Below are 15,004 nucleotides of genomic sequence, written 5' to 3'. Positions count from 1 at the left end.
GCCGCCCGGGTCGCGCCGTCGCGTGCGGTGCGTCTCACGCGTCGTCACAGATTCGAAACACAGGAGAAGGCCCGGGGCAATCCGGTACCGGTAACGTCACGCGTGTTCGCGCCGGCCCCCGACGGCGCGCAATTGGAGGACGCGATGAGCGCAGCAGCCGTCGAACGTCTCCCCGAGCGAGGACTCGGGTTGGCGCTGGACATCCTCGAGCAGGTCGCCCGCAGCGACGGCGGTCTCAGCGCGGCGGAGATCGCCCGGCACGTGCGAGCCGCCCGCGCCACGGTGTACCGCGTGGTCAACGCCCTCGCCCGCGACGGCTACCTGATGCGTCCCGACGACGTGTCGGGGTTCGTCCTCGGCCCCCGCGCCCTCGATCTCGCCGATGCGATGGACGAGAGTCGCCTCCGCGCGCTCCCCCGCCCCCTGGCGGAGAACGCCTGACCAGAGCGGCGAGGGCTCAGCGGCGACCGATGCCGAAGACCCCGCGGATGACGCCGTCGAGGATCTTCCCCGTCGCGGGCGACCCGAGGATCTCCTCGAGCGGTGAGGACGACCGGGTCGTGCGGCGTGTCCGCGAGGTCCCGGCGGTCTTCTTCAGCAGACGCTCGTACTCGCGCTGCGCCTTCTTCTCGGCATCCTCGGCCTTCTTCCGCTCGGCCGCCTCCGCCTTCTCCATCGCGGCGCGCTGGCGGGCGAGCTCCGCATCCGTCTTCGCCTGCTCGCGCGCCGCCTCGTCCGCCGCGGCGCGGGCGTCGGCGGCCTGCATCTTCGCCGCCAGGATCTCCCGCGCCGACTCGCGGTCCACCGCCGTTCCGTAGGCGGGCAGGAGCGGGGATGCGGCGACGGCGGCGACGATCTGCGCCTCCGGCGTCGGTGACATCAGACCCCGCGGGGCCTGCAGCCTCGTCCAGGCGACCGGCGACGGCGCACCCTTCTCGTTCATGACGGTGACGATCGCCTCGCCGGTGCCGAGCTCCTGCAGCACCCGCTCGAGGTCGTAGCCCGACGTGGGGTAGGTGCCGACGGTCGCGCGCAGCGCCTTGGCGTCGTCCGGGGTGAACGCGCGCAGCGCGTGCTGCACGCGCGAACCGAGCTGCGCCAGGACGTCGGCGGGGACGTCCTTCGGCGTCTGCGTGACGAAGAACACCCCGACGCCCTTCGAGCGGATCAGGCGCACGGTCTGGACGATGGCGGCGAGGAAGTCCTTCGACGCGTCGCGGAAGAGCAGGTGCGCCTCGTCGAAGAAGAACACCAGCTTCGGCTTGTCGATGTCGCCGACCTCGGGCAGCACCTCGAACAGCTCGGCGAGCAGGTACATCAGGAACGTCGAGAACAGCGCCGGCTTGTCGATGACGCCGGGCACCTCGAGCAGGCTGATGATGCCGCGGCCGTCCGGGGCGGTGCGCAGGAACTCGCGCACGTCCAGCTCGGGTTCGCCGAAGAAGACGTCCGCCCCCTGGTCGGCGAAGGTGATCAGCTGGCGAAGGATGACCCCCGCCGTCGCGGCCGAGAGCCCGCCGAGGGCCTTCAGCTCGCCCTTGCCCTCGTCGCCGGTGAGGAAGGTGAGCACCGCCCGGAGGTCGGAGAGGTCGACGAGCGCGAGCCCTTCGCGGTCGGCGTAGTGGAAGACGAGCCCGAGGCTGGATTCCTGCGTGGCGTTGAGCCCCAGGACCTTGCTCAGAAGGAGCGGCCCGAACCCTGACACGGTCGCGCGGACCGGGATTCCGTGCCCGATGCCGCCGAGGGCGAAGTACTCCGTGGCGGATGCCGCCGGCTGCCAGTCCTGGCCGATGCCCCGCGTGCGGGCGAGCAGCTTCTCGCTCGCCTCTCCCGGGGTCGCGACCCCGGAGAGGTCGCCCTTGATGTCGGCGGCGAAGACCGGGACCCCGTGGGCGGCGAGCTGCTCGGCCAGGCCCTGCAGCGTCCGGGTCTTGCCGGTGCCGGTCGCCCCCGCGACCAGGCCGTGCCGGTTCATCATGGCCAGCGGGATGCGCACCTGCGCCTCGGGCACGGGATCGCCGTTCACGAGGGCGCCGACGGCGATCGTCGGTCCCTCGAAGGCGTATCCGCGGACGATCGCGGCGACCTCGTCGCCCGTGAGGGGGCCCGCCTCGTCGGTGGTGACGGGACCGGCCACATCGGGCGCGGCAGCTGCATCGGGCGCATCGGGCGCGGCAGGCGCATCGGGCGTCGCCACCGCCGTCGGGGCGACCTGTTCCGCCGACGCCACGCCCGCTCGCGCCCGTGCGGCCTCGACCTCGGCGGCCGCCAGGGCGGCCTTCGCCGCAGCCGCCTTCGCCGCCGCCTCCGCGGCCTCCGCCTCGGCCCGGAGCCGCGCGAGTTCGGCCTCGGCGAGGGCGGCGTCGGACGGGTCGGGCGCGGTCATGGCGCTCAGCCTAGCGAGCGCGCTCCGTCGCACCACCCGATCCGGCGCCCGCATCGGCATCCGGCTCATCCTCCGGGATCTCCCGGGCCAGCGGTCGGGCCATCGCACCCGCGAGGACCAGCACGACACCGACACCGACGAGGATTCCCGCGAGGGTGTCCGACAGCCAGTGGGCGTGGACGGCCGTACGGCTGAACGCCATGAGCAGCACCCACGCGGCGCCCACGAGGATGACCCACAGGCGGGGGAAGAGCACGAGCGCGACGGCGGCGATCGTCGCGGCGTTGGCGACGTGCCCGGAGGGGAACGATCCGAAGTCGGCCACGACGAGGATCTGCTCGGGACGCTCGCGTCCGAAGCTCTGCTTGAGCAGCTGCACGGCGCCGGCGGAGAGGATCGAGGCCGCGAGGAAGAACACCGCGCCCCACCGCCGCCCGAAGAACCACAGGGCCACCGTGCCGCCGATGGGGACGACGAAGACGCCGAACCAGCCGCCGCCGAGGAAGTCCATCGCCTGGGACACCGCGACGAAGACCGGAGAGGCGAGGGCGACGAGGAGGTCGTTCCACCACAGGTCGATGGCGAAGGGCGTGTTCCCGCGCGCGAAGGTCCACGCACCGAGCCCGACCGCCGCCGCGATCATCACCACCCCGAGGATGATCCAGCTCACACGCGCCCGCGCTGCGACGCGTTCCGCTTCGACGTTGACGTCGCTGTCCTCCGGGCTGTTGCTCATCGGCCCATTCTGCCTTCCATCAGGGAGTGAGCTGTTCGACACGGCGGGGCTGGACGATCGCCCAGAGCGCGATGACCCCGATGACCGCGCACCCGACCATGACCGTGGCCATCGTCGTGGCGGTGATCCCGGTGCCGACGGCGAGCGCACCCACGAGTGGGGAGACCACACCGGCGACGCCGAAGTTCGCCGCGCCGATGATCGACTGCGCGGTGCCCGCGGCCTTGCCGTGCCGGTCGAGGGCGAGCACCTGCGCGCACGGGAACGTGAACCCGCACGAGGTCATGAAGAGGAACAGCGGGATGATCGTGCCCCACATGCCGAGCCCGAGCTGGTCGCCGACGATGATGAGGACCGCCGAGACCGCGAGGGCCCCGGTCGACCAGGCCAGGACCCACTGCGGTCCGTACCGGGCGGCCAGGCGCGATGCGATCTGGACGCCGACGACGAGGCCGACCGAGTTGACGGCGAACAGGATGCCGTACTGCTGCGGGGTGAAGGCGTACTCGCCCTGGAAGAGGAACGGCGAGGCGGAGAGGTAGGAGAACAGGCCGCTGAACGCCATCGCCCCGATGATGAGGACGCCGATGAAGACGCGGTCGCTGAAGACGGAACGGTACCGCTGCCAGATGGTCGTGGTGCCCTGCGCGTGGCGGCGGGCCGGCGGCAGCGTCTCGGGGATGAAGAAGAACGCGGAGAGGAGCATGACCGCGCCGTAGATCGCCAGGACGAGGAAGATGCCGCGCCACGGCATGACCAGGAGCAGGACCGAGCCGATCAGCGGCGCGACGACCGGCGCGGCTCCCGAGACGAGCGCCAGGCGCGACAGCATCACCACGAGGCGACGTCCACCGAACAGGTCGCGCACGATCGCCGCGGCGACGACGCCGCCGGCCGCCGCGCCGGCGCCCTGGAAGACGCGGGTGATCGACAGCAGCTCGAGCGTCGGTGCGATCGCCGCCGCGACGCTCGCGACGACGTGCAGAGCCGTCACCGCGAGGAGCGGGACGCGTCGCCCGACCTTGTCGCTCAACGGGCCGACGATGAGCTGACCGAGGGCGAAGCCGAGCATCGTGCCCGTGAGCGTCAGCTGGATCGCTGCCGCCGTGGTCTGGAAGTCGGCCTCCAGCACGGGGAACGCGGGGAGGTACAGGTCGATCGTGAACGGGCCGAGCGCCGTCAGCGCACCGAGCAGGATGATGTACAGCACTCGGCGGCGCGGGGGGATGGAGTCCCCCGGGTGCAGCATGATCGGCGCCGTGGCGGGGTTCGACCCGAGCGTGCGGATGGCGCCGGTGGAGCGGTCCTCCCCGGTCCGGTGGGCGGCGGTGGGGTGCGAGCCGGTCTGCGGCGCGGTGGGAACGGAAGGGGTGTGGGGCACGGCAATCGTTTCGGCGACGAGGCGGAGGCGTCGACGCCGGCGTACCGGCTCAGGCGCTCAGGGGGAAGGAATCGGATGCGGAGCTGCACGTGACGCATCGAGCGGCGCATCGAATCGATTCGAGAACCAACGATACCGGAAACGCGATTCCTCCCGAAACAGGGCATCAGCCCACTGTCGGGCCCCTCCCAGGCCCGCGGCCCATGCGCTCGAATAGGATGTGCGGAGCGTTTCCTGTCCGCCAGCCCGCCCGGGCGCCGAGCCGAGATCAGCACATGACCCCGACATCCCCGTCCGAGCCGCGCAAGAGCGGCAACCCCGCCAAGCAGGCCGAGATCAACCTCACCGTCAAGCAGCAGCGCGAGCAGAAGCGCCAGGAGAAGCTCGCGCAGTACCAGAAGGACCTCGCCAAGCGTCGCCGCGGCAAGGTCGTCTGGTGGACCGTCGGCTCGGTGGCCGCCGTCGCGGTCATCGCCGGCATCGTGGCCTCGATCGTCTTCTCCCCCGCGCCCGCTCCCACCCTCGCCCGCGGCGACGGCGACGGCAGCGCCATCTCGGGCGTCGAGACGTTCTCCAACACCGCCAACCATGTCGAGGGCACCGTCGAGTACCCGCAGAGCCCGCCCGCGGGTGGCGACCACAACGCGGTGTGGCTGAACTGCGGCGTGTACTCCGAGCCGGTGCCGAACGAGAACGCGGTGCACTCCCTCGAGCACGGCGCGGTGTGGGTCACCTACGACCCCGCGGCCCTGTCGTCCGAGGACGTCGACGCCCTCCGCGCGCAGCTCCCCTCGACGTACACGATCCTCTCCCCCTACGAGGGCCTGGACTCCCCCGTCGTCCTGAGCGCATGGGATGCCCAGCTCGCGGTGGACGGCGTCGACGACGAGCGCATCGGCGAGTTCCTCGCCTCGTACTGGCGCAGCACGACCGCCCCCGAGCCGAACGCCCTGTGCTCGGGCGCGCTGGACGCCCCGGGAAAGCAGTCCTGATCCGCCTGTGACCTCCGACATCTCGACCGCCGACACCCCCGCCGACACCGCGACACGACGACCCTGGTGGGTCATAGCCCTCGCGCTCCTCGGCGTGGCGGGACTCGCCTTCGCGATCGGCCGCTTCTCGATGTTCGGGAACAGCGGCCCTCTCCCTCCGGGGGAGACCTCCGCGGAAGTCGGCTTCTCGCGCGACATGCAGGTTCATCACGCCCAGGCCGTCGAGATGGCGATGGAGATCTACCGCAAGACGGAGGACCCCGAAGTCCGCGTCCTCTCCTACGACATCGCCACCGGCCAATCCGCGCAGCGCGGCGAGATGTTCGACTGGCTGGTCCAGTGGGGCGTACCGCAGGGCGGGGGCGACATGATGGCGTGGATGTCGGCGTCGGATGCCGGACACGACCACGGCGTCCCCGCAGGGTCGGCGCCGCTCGGACAGAACGAGGCGATGGAGCTCATGGGGATGGCGTCGGGCGCCCAGTTGGAGCAGCTCCGCGCCGCAGAAGGGCAGGAGGCTGACTGCCTCTTCCTCGACCTCATGATCCGCCACCACGAGGGCGCGCTCCCGATGGCCGACGCGCTCCTCGAGCTCGGCTCCGACCCGCGTGCCCTCCAGCTGGCCGCCACGATCCGCAGCGGGCAGAGCGCGGAGCTCGACGCCATGGCCTCGATCCAGCAGCGCCTCGGCTGCGGCTGACCCGACGCCCGCCCTCGCCCCGCGACCTCTCCGCCGCTACTGTGGGGGCGTGACGACCCAGGCCCCCGTGCGAAAGCGCCCCGCGACCGTGACGGCCGCGGTCGTGATCGTCTACGTCGCCGCGTTCCTGGGCGTCGGGCTCGGCATCCTGGTCATGCTCAGCCGCTACCAGGTCGAGAGCGCCGAGGTGCTGTGGGTGTCGCTCCTCGGGGCGGCGATCATCCTCCTCGGCCTGCTCACACTGGGTCTCGCATCGGGCCTCGCCCGCGGAAGCCGACTGGCCCGGATCGGGATCACCCTCTCCTTCGGAGCGCTCATCGTCCTGCACGTGCTGAGCATCATCACGACCGACGGGTGGGACTGGTCCTCGATGATCCAGCTCGCCCTTCAGGTCGCGGCGCTTCTTCTCGTCTGGACGCCGCCGGGCTCACGCCACTTCGCGCGGATCGACGCCGCCTGACGCCGCGCGGATCACCCGCTCCACGTACCGGCGGTGGAAGAAGCGGACCACTTCGATCCCCCCGATCGCCGCGATCGTCACGGCGACCAGGAGCCACGCCGCCTCCTCGCCCGGATCCACGAGCTGGAAGAACGCGGTCAGCAGCGGCACGGTGAAGATGATCAGCAGTGCGACGAACATCGCGCCGATCACGAGCGCCTTGAACCGCGTGACGGGGCGGGAGAGCACGGTGAGCACCCAGATTCCGACGACGGCGAGGATGATCGTCGTCCCCGTGCGCAGCTCGGGTTCGGGGACGCCGAGGGCCATGGCGCCGAGGGTGTAGCCCACGAGGGCGGCGGCGATGATCAGTCCCGAGGGGATGGCGAAACTCAGCGAGCGTTTGAGGAAGCCGGGAACGTAGCGCTGCGTGTTCGGCAGGAGCGCGAGGAAAAACGCCGGGATGCCGATCGTCAGGCCGTCCGTGATGGAAAGCTGCCGTGGCAGGAACGGGAACTCCAGCATCATGATCCCGAACGCCAGAGCGAGGGCCGTGGCGTAGGCGGTCTTGGTGAGGAACAGCATCGACACCCGCTCGATGTTGGCGATCACCTGGCGCCCCTCGGCGACGACATCGGGGAGGTGGGAGAACCGCCCGTCGAGCAGCACGAGTCGCGCCACCGCCTTCGTCGCCGCCGACCCCGAGTTCATCGCGATGCCGATGTCGGCGGTCTTGATCGCCAGCGCGTCGTTCACGCCGTCGCCGGTCATCGCGACCACGTGTCCGCGGCCCTGGAGGGCCACGACCATCCGCTTCTTCTGCTCGGGCGTCACCCGTCCGAAGACCTGGTGCGTCTCGAGGACGCCCGACAGCGCCGCATCGTCTTCGGGGAGATGACGCGCATCGAACCCCTCCGTGACCTCCAGCCCCACCTCGCGCGCGATCGCGGCCACGGTCCGCGGGTTGTCCCCCGAGATCACCCGGATGCCGACCCCCTGGGCGGCGAAGTAGGACAGCGTCTGCGCGGCATCCGGTCGCACCTGCTCGCGGAAAGTGAGCACCGCCACCGCGGTCAGTTCGCCGACGAGACGCTCGGCCTCGACATCGGCGTCGTCGAGGAGGAGCGCGGAGTGGGCGAGCACGAGCGTCCGCCGGCCGGTCGAGGCGAGCGAGACGACGCTCTGCCCGAGCGCGGTCCCGGGATCGCTGGCCTCGTCACCGAACACCATCTCGGGGGCTCCGAGCACCCACGTCCCCACGGGGCCATCCGCGACGGACGCCGCGCTCCACTTCCGCGCGGAAGAGAACGGGATGACCGCGTCCGGGGCGACTCCACGCCGGACCGGGTAGGCGTCGGCGAGGCACCGCGCGGTGGCGTTGGCGTCGGGCGCGGCGCCGTACCAGGCCAGGGCGTCCTCGTACCCGTCGACGGCGGAGAGGACGTGCCCATCGTCGAAGGCGATGTCGCCCGCGGTGATGGTGCCGGTCTTGTCCAGGCAGATCATGTCGACGCGTGCGAGACCCTCGACCGCCGGGAGCTCGTTGACGAGGACCTGTCGGTTGGCGAGCTTCGCCGCACCGACGGCGAACGTGATCGAGGAGATGAGCACGAGTCCGAGCGGGATCATCGCGGTGATCGCGGCGATCGCGTTGACCACGGCCTGCACCCACTCGCCGGATTCCCACGCCGATGCCCAACCGCCGAGGGCGACCATCTGCGCGTTGACGACGAGCAGACCCACCGGGCCGATGATCCAGCTCATCCACTTCAGAACCCGGTTGATCGACGAGCGGACCTCGGAGGCGACGAGCGAGAAGCGCTTGGCCTCCGAGGCGAAGGTGTTGGCGTAGGAATCCGCGCCGACGCGCGTCGCCTGGGCAAGGCCCTCACCCGACACGACGATCGACCCGGACAGCGCGTCATCGCCCGGGCGCTTGTCCACGGCATCCGACTCCCCCGTCAGCATCGACTCGTCGACCTGGAGGGCGCGCGCGTGGACGATCACCGCGTCCGCCGGGATCTGGTCGCCGGCGCGCAGGATCAGGATGTCGTCCTGCACGACCTCCGCGGGCACGATCTCGACGTCCTGCCCGTCGCGACGGACGCGGGCGCGCGGGGCGTTCAGCAGCGCCAGCCGGTCCAGCGCCGCCTTCGCGCGGAACTCCTGCCAGCAGCCGATGATCGAGTTCGCGAACGCGGCGAGGCCGAACAGCGCGTCCTGCCAGCGTCCGAGCACGAACAGCACGAAGAAGCACGCGAAGATGATGCCGTTGAACAGCGTGAACACGTTCGCGCGGACGATGTTCGCCACGCTCCTGCTGGTGTCGGCGGCGAAGGCGTTCGTCCGTCCGTCCGCGATCCGCTCCGCGACGTCCGCGGCCACGAGCCCCACGGCGGGATCGACCTCCGCCCGTTCGCGGGCGGGGACCACGGCATCGGGGGGAGCGGCATCCATGCATCACAGTATGGCGATGCGCTCGCATCCGAATCGAGGATGCCGGAGAATTGATCGTCGTGACCTCTTCGCCGCACACCCCCCACGCCCTGCTCCACCTCCGCACCGCCGGCGTCTCGCTCGTGCTGGACGCCCGCCACGGCGCGCTCCCCTCGGTGATCCACTGGGGGCCGGCGCTCGTCGACCTGGACGGCGACGACCTCGCCGTCCTCGCCGACGCCGTGGAGCCCGTCATCGGGTCGAACACGCCGGAGACGCCGCTGCGGCTGGCGGTTCTCCCCGAACACCACGCGGGCTGGTCGGGTCGCCCGGGGGTCTCCGGCTCCTTCGACGGACCGGGCTGGTCTCCCCGCTTCGCCACGACCGCGCTCACTCTCGACGGCGCACCGGTCGGCGGCGACCGGACGGCGGACGCGGGCACCGTCGTGGTGGATGCCGTCGACGACAGCGGACGCCTCGCCCTCCGTCTGGAGATCGAACTGACCCCGCAGGGCCTCGTCCGCACCCGCGCGGAGATCGCGAATCGCCACGACGCCCCGTACCGCCTCGACGACCTCTCCGTGGCCCTCCCGATCCCCGCGGAGGCGAGCGAGATCCTCGACTTCACGGGTCAGCACAACGGCGAGCGGATGCCGCAGCGCTCCGCCTTCGTCGACGGGGTCCACCTGCGCGAGAACCGTCGCGGCCGGACCGCCGCCGACAGCGCCTTCCTCCTCCACGCCGGCACCCCCGGCTTCGATTTCGCCACCGGCTCCGTCTGGGCCGTTCACACCGCGTGGAGCGGCAACCACCGCCACTACGCCGAGCGGGTCTTCTCCGGCGAGAAGGTCCTCGGCGGCGGCGAGGTACTGCTCCCCGGGGAGGTCACCCTGGCCGCGGAGGAGTCCTACCGCTCCCCCTGGGTGTACTTCGCCTTCGGCGCCGGCCTCGATGCCGTCGCGCGCCGCTTCCACGCGCACCTGCGGGCGCGCGAGGACGCCCCGGACAGCCGCCGACCGGTCACGCTGAACGTGTGGGAGGCGGTGTACTTCCGGCACGACGCCGACGAGCTCATCGCCCTCGCCGAGCGGGCCGCCGACCTCGGCGTCGAGCGCTTCGTCCTCGACGACGGCTGGTTCGGCGACCGGCGGCACGACCGGGCGGGGCTCGGCGACTGGACCGTCTCCGCCGACGTCTGGCCCGACGGTCTCCACCCGCTCATCGACCGGGTGCACGCGCTCGGGATGCAGTTCGGCCTGTGGTTCGAGCCCGAGATGGTCAACCTCGACAGCGACCTCGCCCGCCGGCATCCGGAGTGGATCATGGCCGCCCGGGACGACCTGCCGGTCGAGTCCCGATTCCAGCACGTGCTGAACCTCGGGATCCCCGGCGCGTACGCGCACGTGCGCGACCAGATGCTCGCGATCCTCGACGAGTACCGGATCGATTACATCAAGTGGGATCACAACCGCGATCTGATCGAGGCGGGCGACCGGACGCGCGGCGGACACGCGGCAGTGCACGCACAGACCCAAGCGTTCTACCGGCTGCTCGGCGACCTCCGTCGGGCCCATCCGTCGCTCGAGATCGAGACGTGCTCGTCCGGCGGCGGCCGCGTCGACCTCGGCGTCCTCGAGCACACCGATCGGATCTGGGTGTCCGACAACAGCGACCCCCACGACCGCCAGGGCATGCTGCAGTGGACGCTGCAGCTGGCCCCGCCGGAGTTCCTCGGCGCACACATCGCCTCGCCCCGCTCTCACACCACCGGTCGCGACATGGACCTCGCCTTCCGCGGCGGGACCGCCGTCTTCGGGCACTTCGGCATCGAGTGGAACCTCGCCGAGGCGACGGATGCCGATCTCGCCGCCGTCCGCGGGTGGATCGACTTCTACACCGCGCACCGAGGACTGCTCCTCGCCGGCGACGTCGTGCGGGTGGATACCCCCGACCCGCGGATCGTCGTCCGGGGAGTCGTGGCGCCCGATCGCTCGCGCGCGATCTTCTCCGCAGCGGTGCTCGACACCGTCCACCCCGACCCGCCGGCGCGCCTGCGGCTGCGCGGCCTCGACCCGAAGCGTCGGTACCGGGTCACCCCGGTCCTGCTCGGGACGCTCCCCTCGGGACTCATCGCCCCGGCGTGGTGGGGCGAGGCGAGCGACGCCGCGGCCCACGCGGCCCAGGAGTACTGGGACCACTCGCCGCGCGTGGACGTCACCTTCCCGGGGGCCGTCTTCCGCGGCCAGGTCCTGCACACCGTCGGCGTCGCCTCGCCACGCGTGCACCCCGACCAGGTCGTCCTCTACCGCGTGGACGCGGTCGACTGACGCAGACGCGAAGAGGAGGGGCCCGGCATCCACATGGATGCCGGGCCCCTCCTCTTCTGTGCAGGCCGGTTACTTCACCGAGCCCGCGGTGAGGCCCCGGACGAAGTAGCGCTGCAGGGCGAAGAAGATCACCAGCGGGACGATGAGCGTGATGAACGAACCCGCCGCCACGCGCTGCCAGCCCTGGCCGTACTGACCGAGGAGCGTGTACAGCCCCTGGGTCAGGACCTGGTTGGGCCCGGACTGGATGAAGATGTACGCCACGAGGAAGTCGTTCCACACCCACAGGAACTGGAAGATCGCGAACGACGCGAGCGCCGGCACCGACATCGGCACGATCAGCCGCCAGAAGATCTGGAAGTGCGTCGCCCCGTCCACGCGCGCCGCCTCGATCAGCGAGACCGGGAGGGTCTGCATGTAGTTGCGCAGGATGTAGATCGCCAACGGCAGCGCGAAGGTCGAGTGCACGATCCACGCCGCCGGATACTGCCCGATGATCTGGATGCCGGTGGTGTTCCCGAACCACACGAACAGCTGCAGGATCGGGATGATCGCCAGCTGGATCGGCACGACCATGAGGCCGAGCACGATGGCGAAGTACACCTCCTTGAACTTGAACTGGAAGAAGGTGAAGCCGTACGCCGCCATCGCCGCGACCATGATCGGCAGAACGGTGGCGGGGATGGTGACGGCGACGGAGTTCCAGAACGTCTGGCTGACGTTCAGCGACTCCCACGCCTGGGCGAACGGCTCGAACGTCCACTGCGTCTGGAACGGGTTCAGCAGCGCCGTCCACCAGCCCGTCGCCTCGACCTCCGCCCGCGGGCGGAGGCTCGTGACGGCCAGGCCCACCAGCGGGAACAGCCAGGCGAGGGCGATGACGCCCATGATGATCGTGATCAGGACGTGCGGCTTCTTCTTGTCGCCCGTGCGCTCGCGCTTGCGCGACGCCTTCTCGACGTTGACGACCTCGCGACGGCCGTCGTCGTCGACGACCGGGGTCGGGATGGCGGCGCTCATCGGAGTTCCTCCTGCGACTTGTAGCTGCGGACTTGGTAGACGATCAGGGGCACGACCGCAATCATCAGGACCACGACGACAGCCGCGGCCTTACCCGGGTTCTGGAAGCTGAACAGCTGGTTGTAGAAGTCCACCGCCAGGACGCTGGTGTTGTACTGGCCGCCCGTCATCGCGTAGATGATGTCGAAGATCTTCATCACGAAGATCGTGATCGTGACGAACACCGCCAGGATCGTGCCGCGGATCTGCGGGACGATGACGCTGAAGAAGAGCTTCCGCTCCCCCGCACCGTCCAGGCGACCCGCTTCGATCGTCTCCTCCGGCACGCCCTTGATCGCCGCCGAGAGCAGGACCATCGCGAAGCCGACCTGCAACCAGATCGCGATGAACATGATGAGGAAGCTGTTCAGCCGCCCCGCGTCGAGGGTGAGCCACGGCACCGGGTCCTGACCGGTCACCGAGGTCCAGATCGCGTTCAGAAGGTAGATCTGCGGGTTGCCGGGAGGGGCGTAGAAGTAGATGAACCGCCATGTGACCGCGGCGGCGACACCCGAGATCGCCATCGGCAGGAAGATCATCGCCTTGAAGGTGGTCTCGCGCTTCTTGCCGAGCTTGTCGGTGAGCACCGCCACCAGCAGACCGATGAGCACGGCCCCTGCCGGCACCACGAGCACCCACAGCAGGTTGTTCAGCAGGATGCCGATGAAGCTGGAGCTCGTGAACAGGTCGATGTAGTTGTCGAGTCCGACGAACGTGGCACCTTCGCCGCGTCGCTGGCTCTGCTCCATGAAGCTCTCCACGAAGGTGCGGATCGCCGGGTAGAGCAGGAACACCGAGACGAGGATGATCACGGGGAACAGGAAGACGTACGGCAGGAGCCGCGCCTTCCATTTGTCATTCGTGCGTTCGACGAGCCAGTTGAGGCTGAAGAAGATCAGGAACGACACCGCCAGTCCGAGGACGACGGAGAGTAGAGCACTGAGAATGGCCATCGATACCGCCTGACGTCATTGTGAGGGTGAGGGAGATGCTAGCGGGGAGCGGTGCCGGTTGACGAGAGCCGGCACCGCTCCCCGCTGAATCACTCGGTGAGGTGGTGCGACGGATTACCGGGGCCAGGAGGCGTCGATGTTCTGGAACGCCTGCTCCATGGACTGCTGACCGGCGAACCAGCTGGTGAGCTCGGTCCACTCGGTACCCGCGCCGACTTCACCGGGCATCTGGTCCGACGCGTCGAAGCCGAACAGCTCCGATGCGGCGAGCAGCTCCTGGGCCTTGACCTGGAACTCCGTGGTGTAGAACGACGTGTCGAAGTCGTTGTGGGGCGAGAGGAAGATCGCCTGGCTGGCGTATCCGTTCGTCCCGAACTCGGCACTGGTGATGTACTCGACCACCGCGGCGGTGGCCTCGTTGTTGGTGAAGGCGCCGACCAGGTCGCCACCGCCGAGCATCGCCGTCGGGGTGCCGTCGGGCGACGGCAGCTGGAAGAAGTCGATGTTCGACAGGTCGCCGTCGGCGATCTGCGCCTTGATGTCCTCGGGGAAGAAGTCCGCGATGAACGAGCCCTGACGCATCATGAAGCACTGACCGTTGTCGACGCCCTCGACGAACAGCTGGTTGCCGGCGGTCTGGAAGGACGTCGTCGCCGCGGCGGGTCCGCCGCCGTTGATCTTGCCGGGCTCGAGCAGCTCGGTCGCGACCTTGTCTCCGGCTTCGTTGACCAGCGGGCTGTCGAAGAGCACGTCGCCGGCGATCCAGGCGTTGTACTCGTCGAGGCCGCCGTAGCGGAGGACGTACTCCTCGAGCCAGTCCGTGGCGGGCCACCCGGTCCCCGCGCCCGATTCGAGGCCCACGCACCACGGGTAGCCGAGGCCCTCGTCGATGATCTGCTGCTGCAGCGCGGTCAGCTCTTCATCGGTGGTCGGGACTTCCAGTCCCGCCGCCTCGAAGGCCGCCGGGTTGTACCAGACGAGCGACTTGACGTTGATCGAGTAAGGCAGACCGTAGGTCTGGCCGTCGACCTGGGCGATCTGACCGAGGCCGTTGGCCTGGTCGGCGGTGATCGCCTCCACGTCGAGCCCCAGCTCCTCCAGCGGGTAGAGGGTGTTGGTCTGGCTCTTCAGCACGCCCGGCTGCGGGTAGATGGCGATGTCCGGCGGGTTGCCGGCGGTCGCACGGGCGACCACCGCGGTCTGGAAGTCGGTGTTTCCGTCGTAGGTGACGGTGATGCCGCTGGTCTCCGACCATGCGTCCAGGTCGGCCTGGAAAGCGGCGGCCTGGGCATCGGTGAAGGCGCCCATGATGGACACGGTCTGGCTGTCGCCGCCGCCCCCGTTGTCGCCTCCGCCGCCACCCGAACAGGCGGCCAGAGCCATGCCGACGACCCCCAAGCCGACGACCGGCACCAGGATCCGCCGGTGCTGTGACATTCCCATGTGATGCTCCTCCTCGAGTCACGTTCTGCGCAACGGCCCCGTGTCGGGAACCGTTCCCACACACGGTAGACGAAACAAGGATGCCCGCACAACCATGAAGGATCACGAAACGGTAAAGGCCCGGAATTCCGCGGCTGTACAGACGGAGATCG

12 protein-coding genes are annotated in these 15,004 nt (G+C 70.0%); 5 read left to right on the top strand and 7 right to left on the bottom strand.

What is annotated here, in order from left to right:
* The first annotated feature begins 144 nt into the window (after positions 1 to 144).
* On the top strand, positions 145 to 441 hold the full coding sequence (locus KZC50_RS08395; protein ID WP_310891342.1) for a helix-turn-helix domain-containing protein: 297 nt from the start codon (positions 145 to 147) through the stop codon (positions 439 to 441).
* Between the two features lie 16 nt (positions 442 to 457).
* On the opposite strand, the gene KZC50_RS08390 is transcribed toward KZC50_RS08395, so the two are convergent.
* Genes KZC50_RS08390 through KZC50_RS08380 form a run of 3 tightly spaced genes read right to left on the bottom strand, consistent with a single transcriptional unit; the run spans position 458 to position 4,503 of the window.
* Positions 458 to 2,386 carry a helicase HerA-like domain-containing protein gene (locus KZC50_RS08390; protein ID WP_310891341.1) on the bottom strand — a complete coding sequence of 643 codons (1,929 nt, stop codon included), beginning with the start codon at positions 2,384 to 2,386 and terminating at the stop codon, positions 458 to 460.
* Between the two features lie 10 nt (positions 2,387 to 2,396).
* Positions 2,397 to 3,122: a phosphatase PAP2 family protein gene (locus KZC50_RS08385; RefSeq protein ID WP_310891340.1), complete on the bottom strand. Its 726-nt coding sequence runs from the start codon at positions 3,120 to 3,122 to the stop codon at positions 2,397 to 2,399.
* A 19-nt stretch (positions 3,123 to 3,141) separates the two neighbouring features.
* The gene (locus KZC50_RS08380) at positions 3,142 to 4,503 is read right to left on the bottom strand and encodes a multidrug effflux MFS transporter (protein ID WP_375294575.1); all 1,362 of its coding nucleotides are present in this window, start codon (positions 4,501 to 4,503) and stop codon (positions 3,142 to 3,144) included.
* Positions 4,504 to 4,778: 275 nt separating this feature from the next.
* On the opposite strand from KZC50_RS08380, the gene KZC50_RS08375 reads away from it, so the two are divergent.
* Genes KZC50_RS08375 through KZC50_RS08365 form a run of 3 tightly spaced genes read left to right on the top strand, consistent with a single transcriptional unit; the run spans position 4,779 to position 6,655 of the window.
* Positions 4,779 to 5,495, top strand: a complete 717-nt coding sequence (locus KZC50_RS08375) for a thioredoxin-like domain-containing protein (protein ID WP_301133348.1) — start codon at positions 4,779 to 4,781, stop codon at positions 5,493 to 5,495.
* A gap of 7 nt (positions 5,496 to 5,502) precedes the next feature.
* Entirely contained in the window at positions 5,503 to 6,195 is a 693-nt protein-coding gene (locus KZC50_RS08370; protein WP_310891339.1) for a DUF305 domain-containing protein, read from the top strand.
* A gap of 49 nt (positions 6,196 to 6,244) precedes the next feature.
* On the top strand, positions 6,245 to 6,655 hold the full coding sequence (locus KZC50_RS08365) for a hypothetical protein (RefSeq protein ID WP_310891338.1): 411 nt from the start codon (positions 6,245 to 6,247) through the stop codon (positions 6,653 to 6,655).
* Here KZC50_RS08365 and KZC50_RS08360 read toward each other — a convergent pair.
* Positions 6,623 to 9,091, bottom strand: a complete 2,469-nt coding sequence (locus KZC50_RS08360; protein ID WP_310891337.1) for an HAD-IC family P-type ATPase — start codon at positions 9,089 to 9,091, stop codon at positions 6,623 to 6,625. The genes KZC50_RS08365 and KZC50_RS08360 overlap by 33 nt on opposite strands.
* A 59-nt stretch (positions 9,092 to 9,150) precedes the next feature.
* Between KZC50_RS08360 and KZC50_RS08355 the strand changes: the two genes are divergently transcribed.
* Complete coding sequence (locus tag KZC50_RS08355; RefSeq protein ID WP_310891336.1) at positions 9,151 to 11,397, top strand: alpha-galactosidase; 2,247 nt, start codon at positions 9,151 to 9,153, stop codon at positions 11,395 to 11,397.
* A gap of 69 nt (positions 11,398 to 11,466) precedes the next feature.
* Here the strand turns inward: KZC50_RS08355 and KZC50_RS08350 are convergent, their stop codons facing one another.
* The 3 genes from KZC50_RS08350 to KZC50_RS08340 all read right to left on the bottom strand — a co-directional run bounded on the left by KZC50_RS08350 (position 11,467) and on the right by KZC50_RS08340 (position 14,852).
* On the bottom strand, positions 11,467 to 12,417 hold the full coding sequence (locus KZC50_RS08350) for a carbohydrate ABC transporter permease (protein ID WP_310891335.1): 951 nt from the start codon (positions 12,415 to 12,417) through the stop codon (positions 11,467 to 11,469).
* Entirely contained in the window at positions 12,414 to 13,409 is a 996-nt protein-coding gene (locus KZC50_RS08345) for a carbohydrate ABC transporter permease (RefSeq protein WP_310891334.1), read from the bottom strand. Before KZC50_RS08345 ends, KZC50_RS08350 begins: the two co-directional genes overlap by 4 nt.
* Positions 13,410 to 13,523: 114 nt before the next feature.
* Positions 13,524 to 14,852, bottom strand: coding sequence for an ABC transporter substrate-binding protein (locus tag KZC50_RS08340; RefSeq protein WP_310891333.1), 1,329 nt, complete (start codon positions 14,850 to 14,852; stop codon positions 13,524 to 13,526).
* Between the last annotated feature and the right edge of the window lie 152 nt (positions 14,853 to 15,004).

The organism is Microbacterium aurantiacum (assembly GCF_031625015.1).
GTDB lineage: Bacteria > Actinomycetota > Actinomycetes > Actinomycetales > Microbacteriaceae > Microbacterium > Microbacterium aurantiacum.
Note: the sequence above shows the minus strand (reverse complement) of the source record. Positions and strands in the feature narration are given on the sequence as shown.

Bases quoted from the DNA above. Each gene is read 5' to 3' on its own strand.
- KZC50_RS08395 (WP_310891342.1), top strand. From the start codon at position 145: ATGAGCGCAGCAGCCGTCGAACGTCTCCCCGAGCGAGGACTCGGGTTG.
- KZC50_RS08390 (WP_310891341.1), bottom strand. From the start codon at position 2,386: ATGACCGCGCCCGACCCGTCCGACGCCGCCCTCGCCGAGGCCGAACTC.
- KZC50_RS08385 (WP_310891340.1), bottom strand. From the start codon at position 3,122: ATGAGCAACAGCCCGGAGGACAGCGACGTCAACGTCGAAGCGGAACGC.
- KZC50_RS08375 (WP_301133348.1), top strand. From the start codon at position 4,779: ATGACCCCGACATCCCCGTCCGAGCCGCGCAAGAGCGGCAACCCCGCC.
- KZC50_RS08360 (WP_310891337.1), bottom strand. From the start codon at position 9,091: ATGGATGCCGCTCCCCCCGATGCCGTGGTCCCCGCCCGCGAACGGGCG.
- KZC50_RS08350 (WP_310891335.1), bottom strand. From the start codon at position 12,417: ATGAGCGCCGCCATCCCGACCCCGGTCGTCGACGACGACGGCCGTCGC.
- KZC50_RS08345 (WP_310891334.1), bottom strand. From the start codon at position 13,409: ATGGCCATTCTCAGTGCTCTACTCTCCGTCGTCCTCGGACTGGCGGTG.
- KZC50_RS08340 (WP_310891333.1), bottom strand. From the start codon at position 14,852: ATGGGAATGTCACAGCACCGGCGGATCCTGGTGCCGGTCGTCGGCTTG.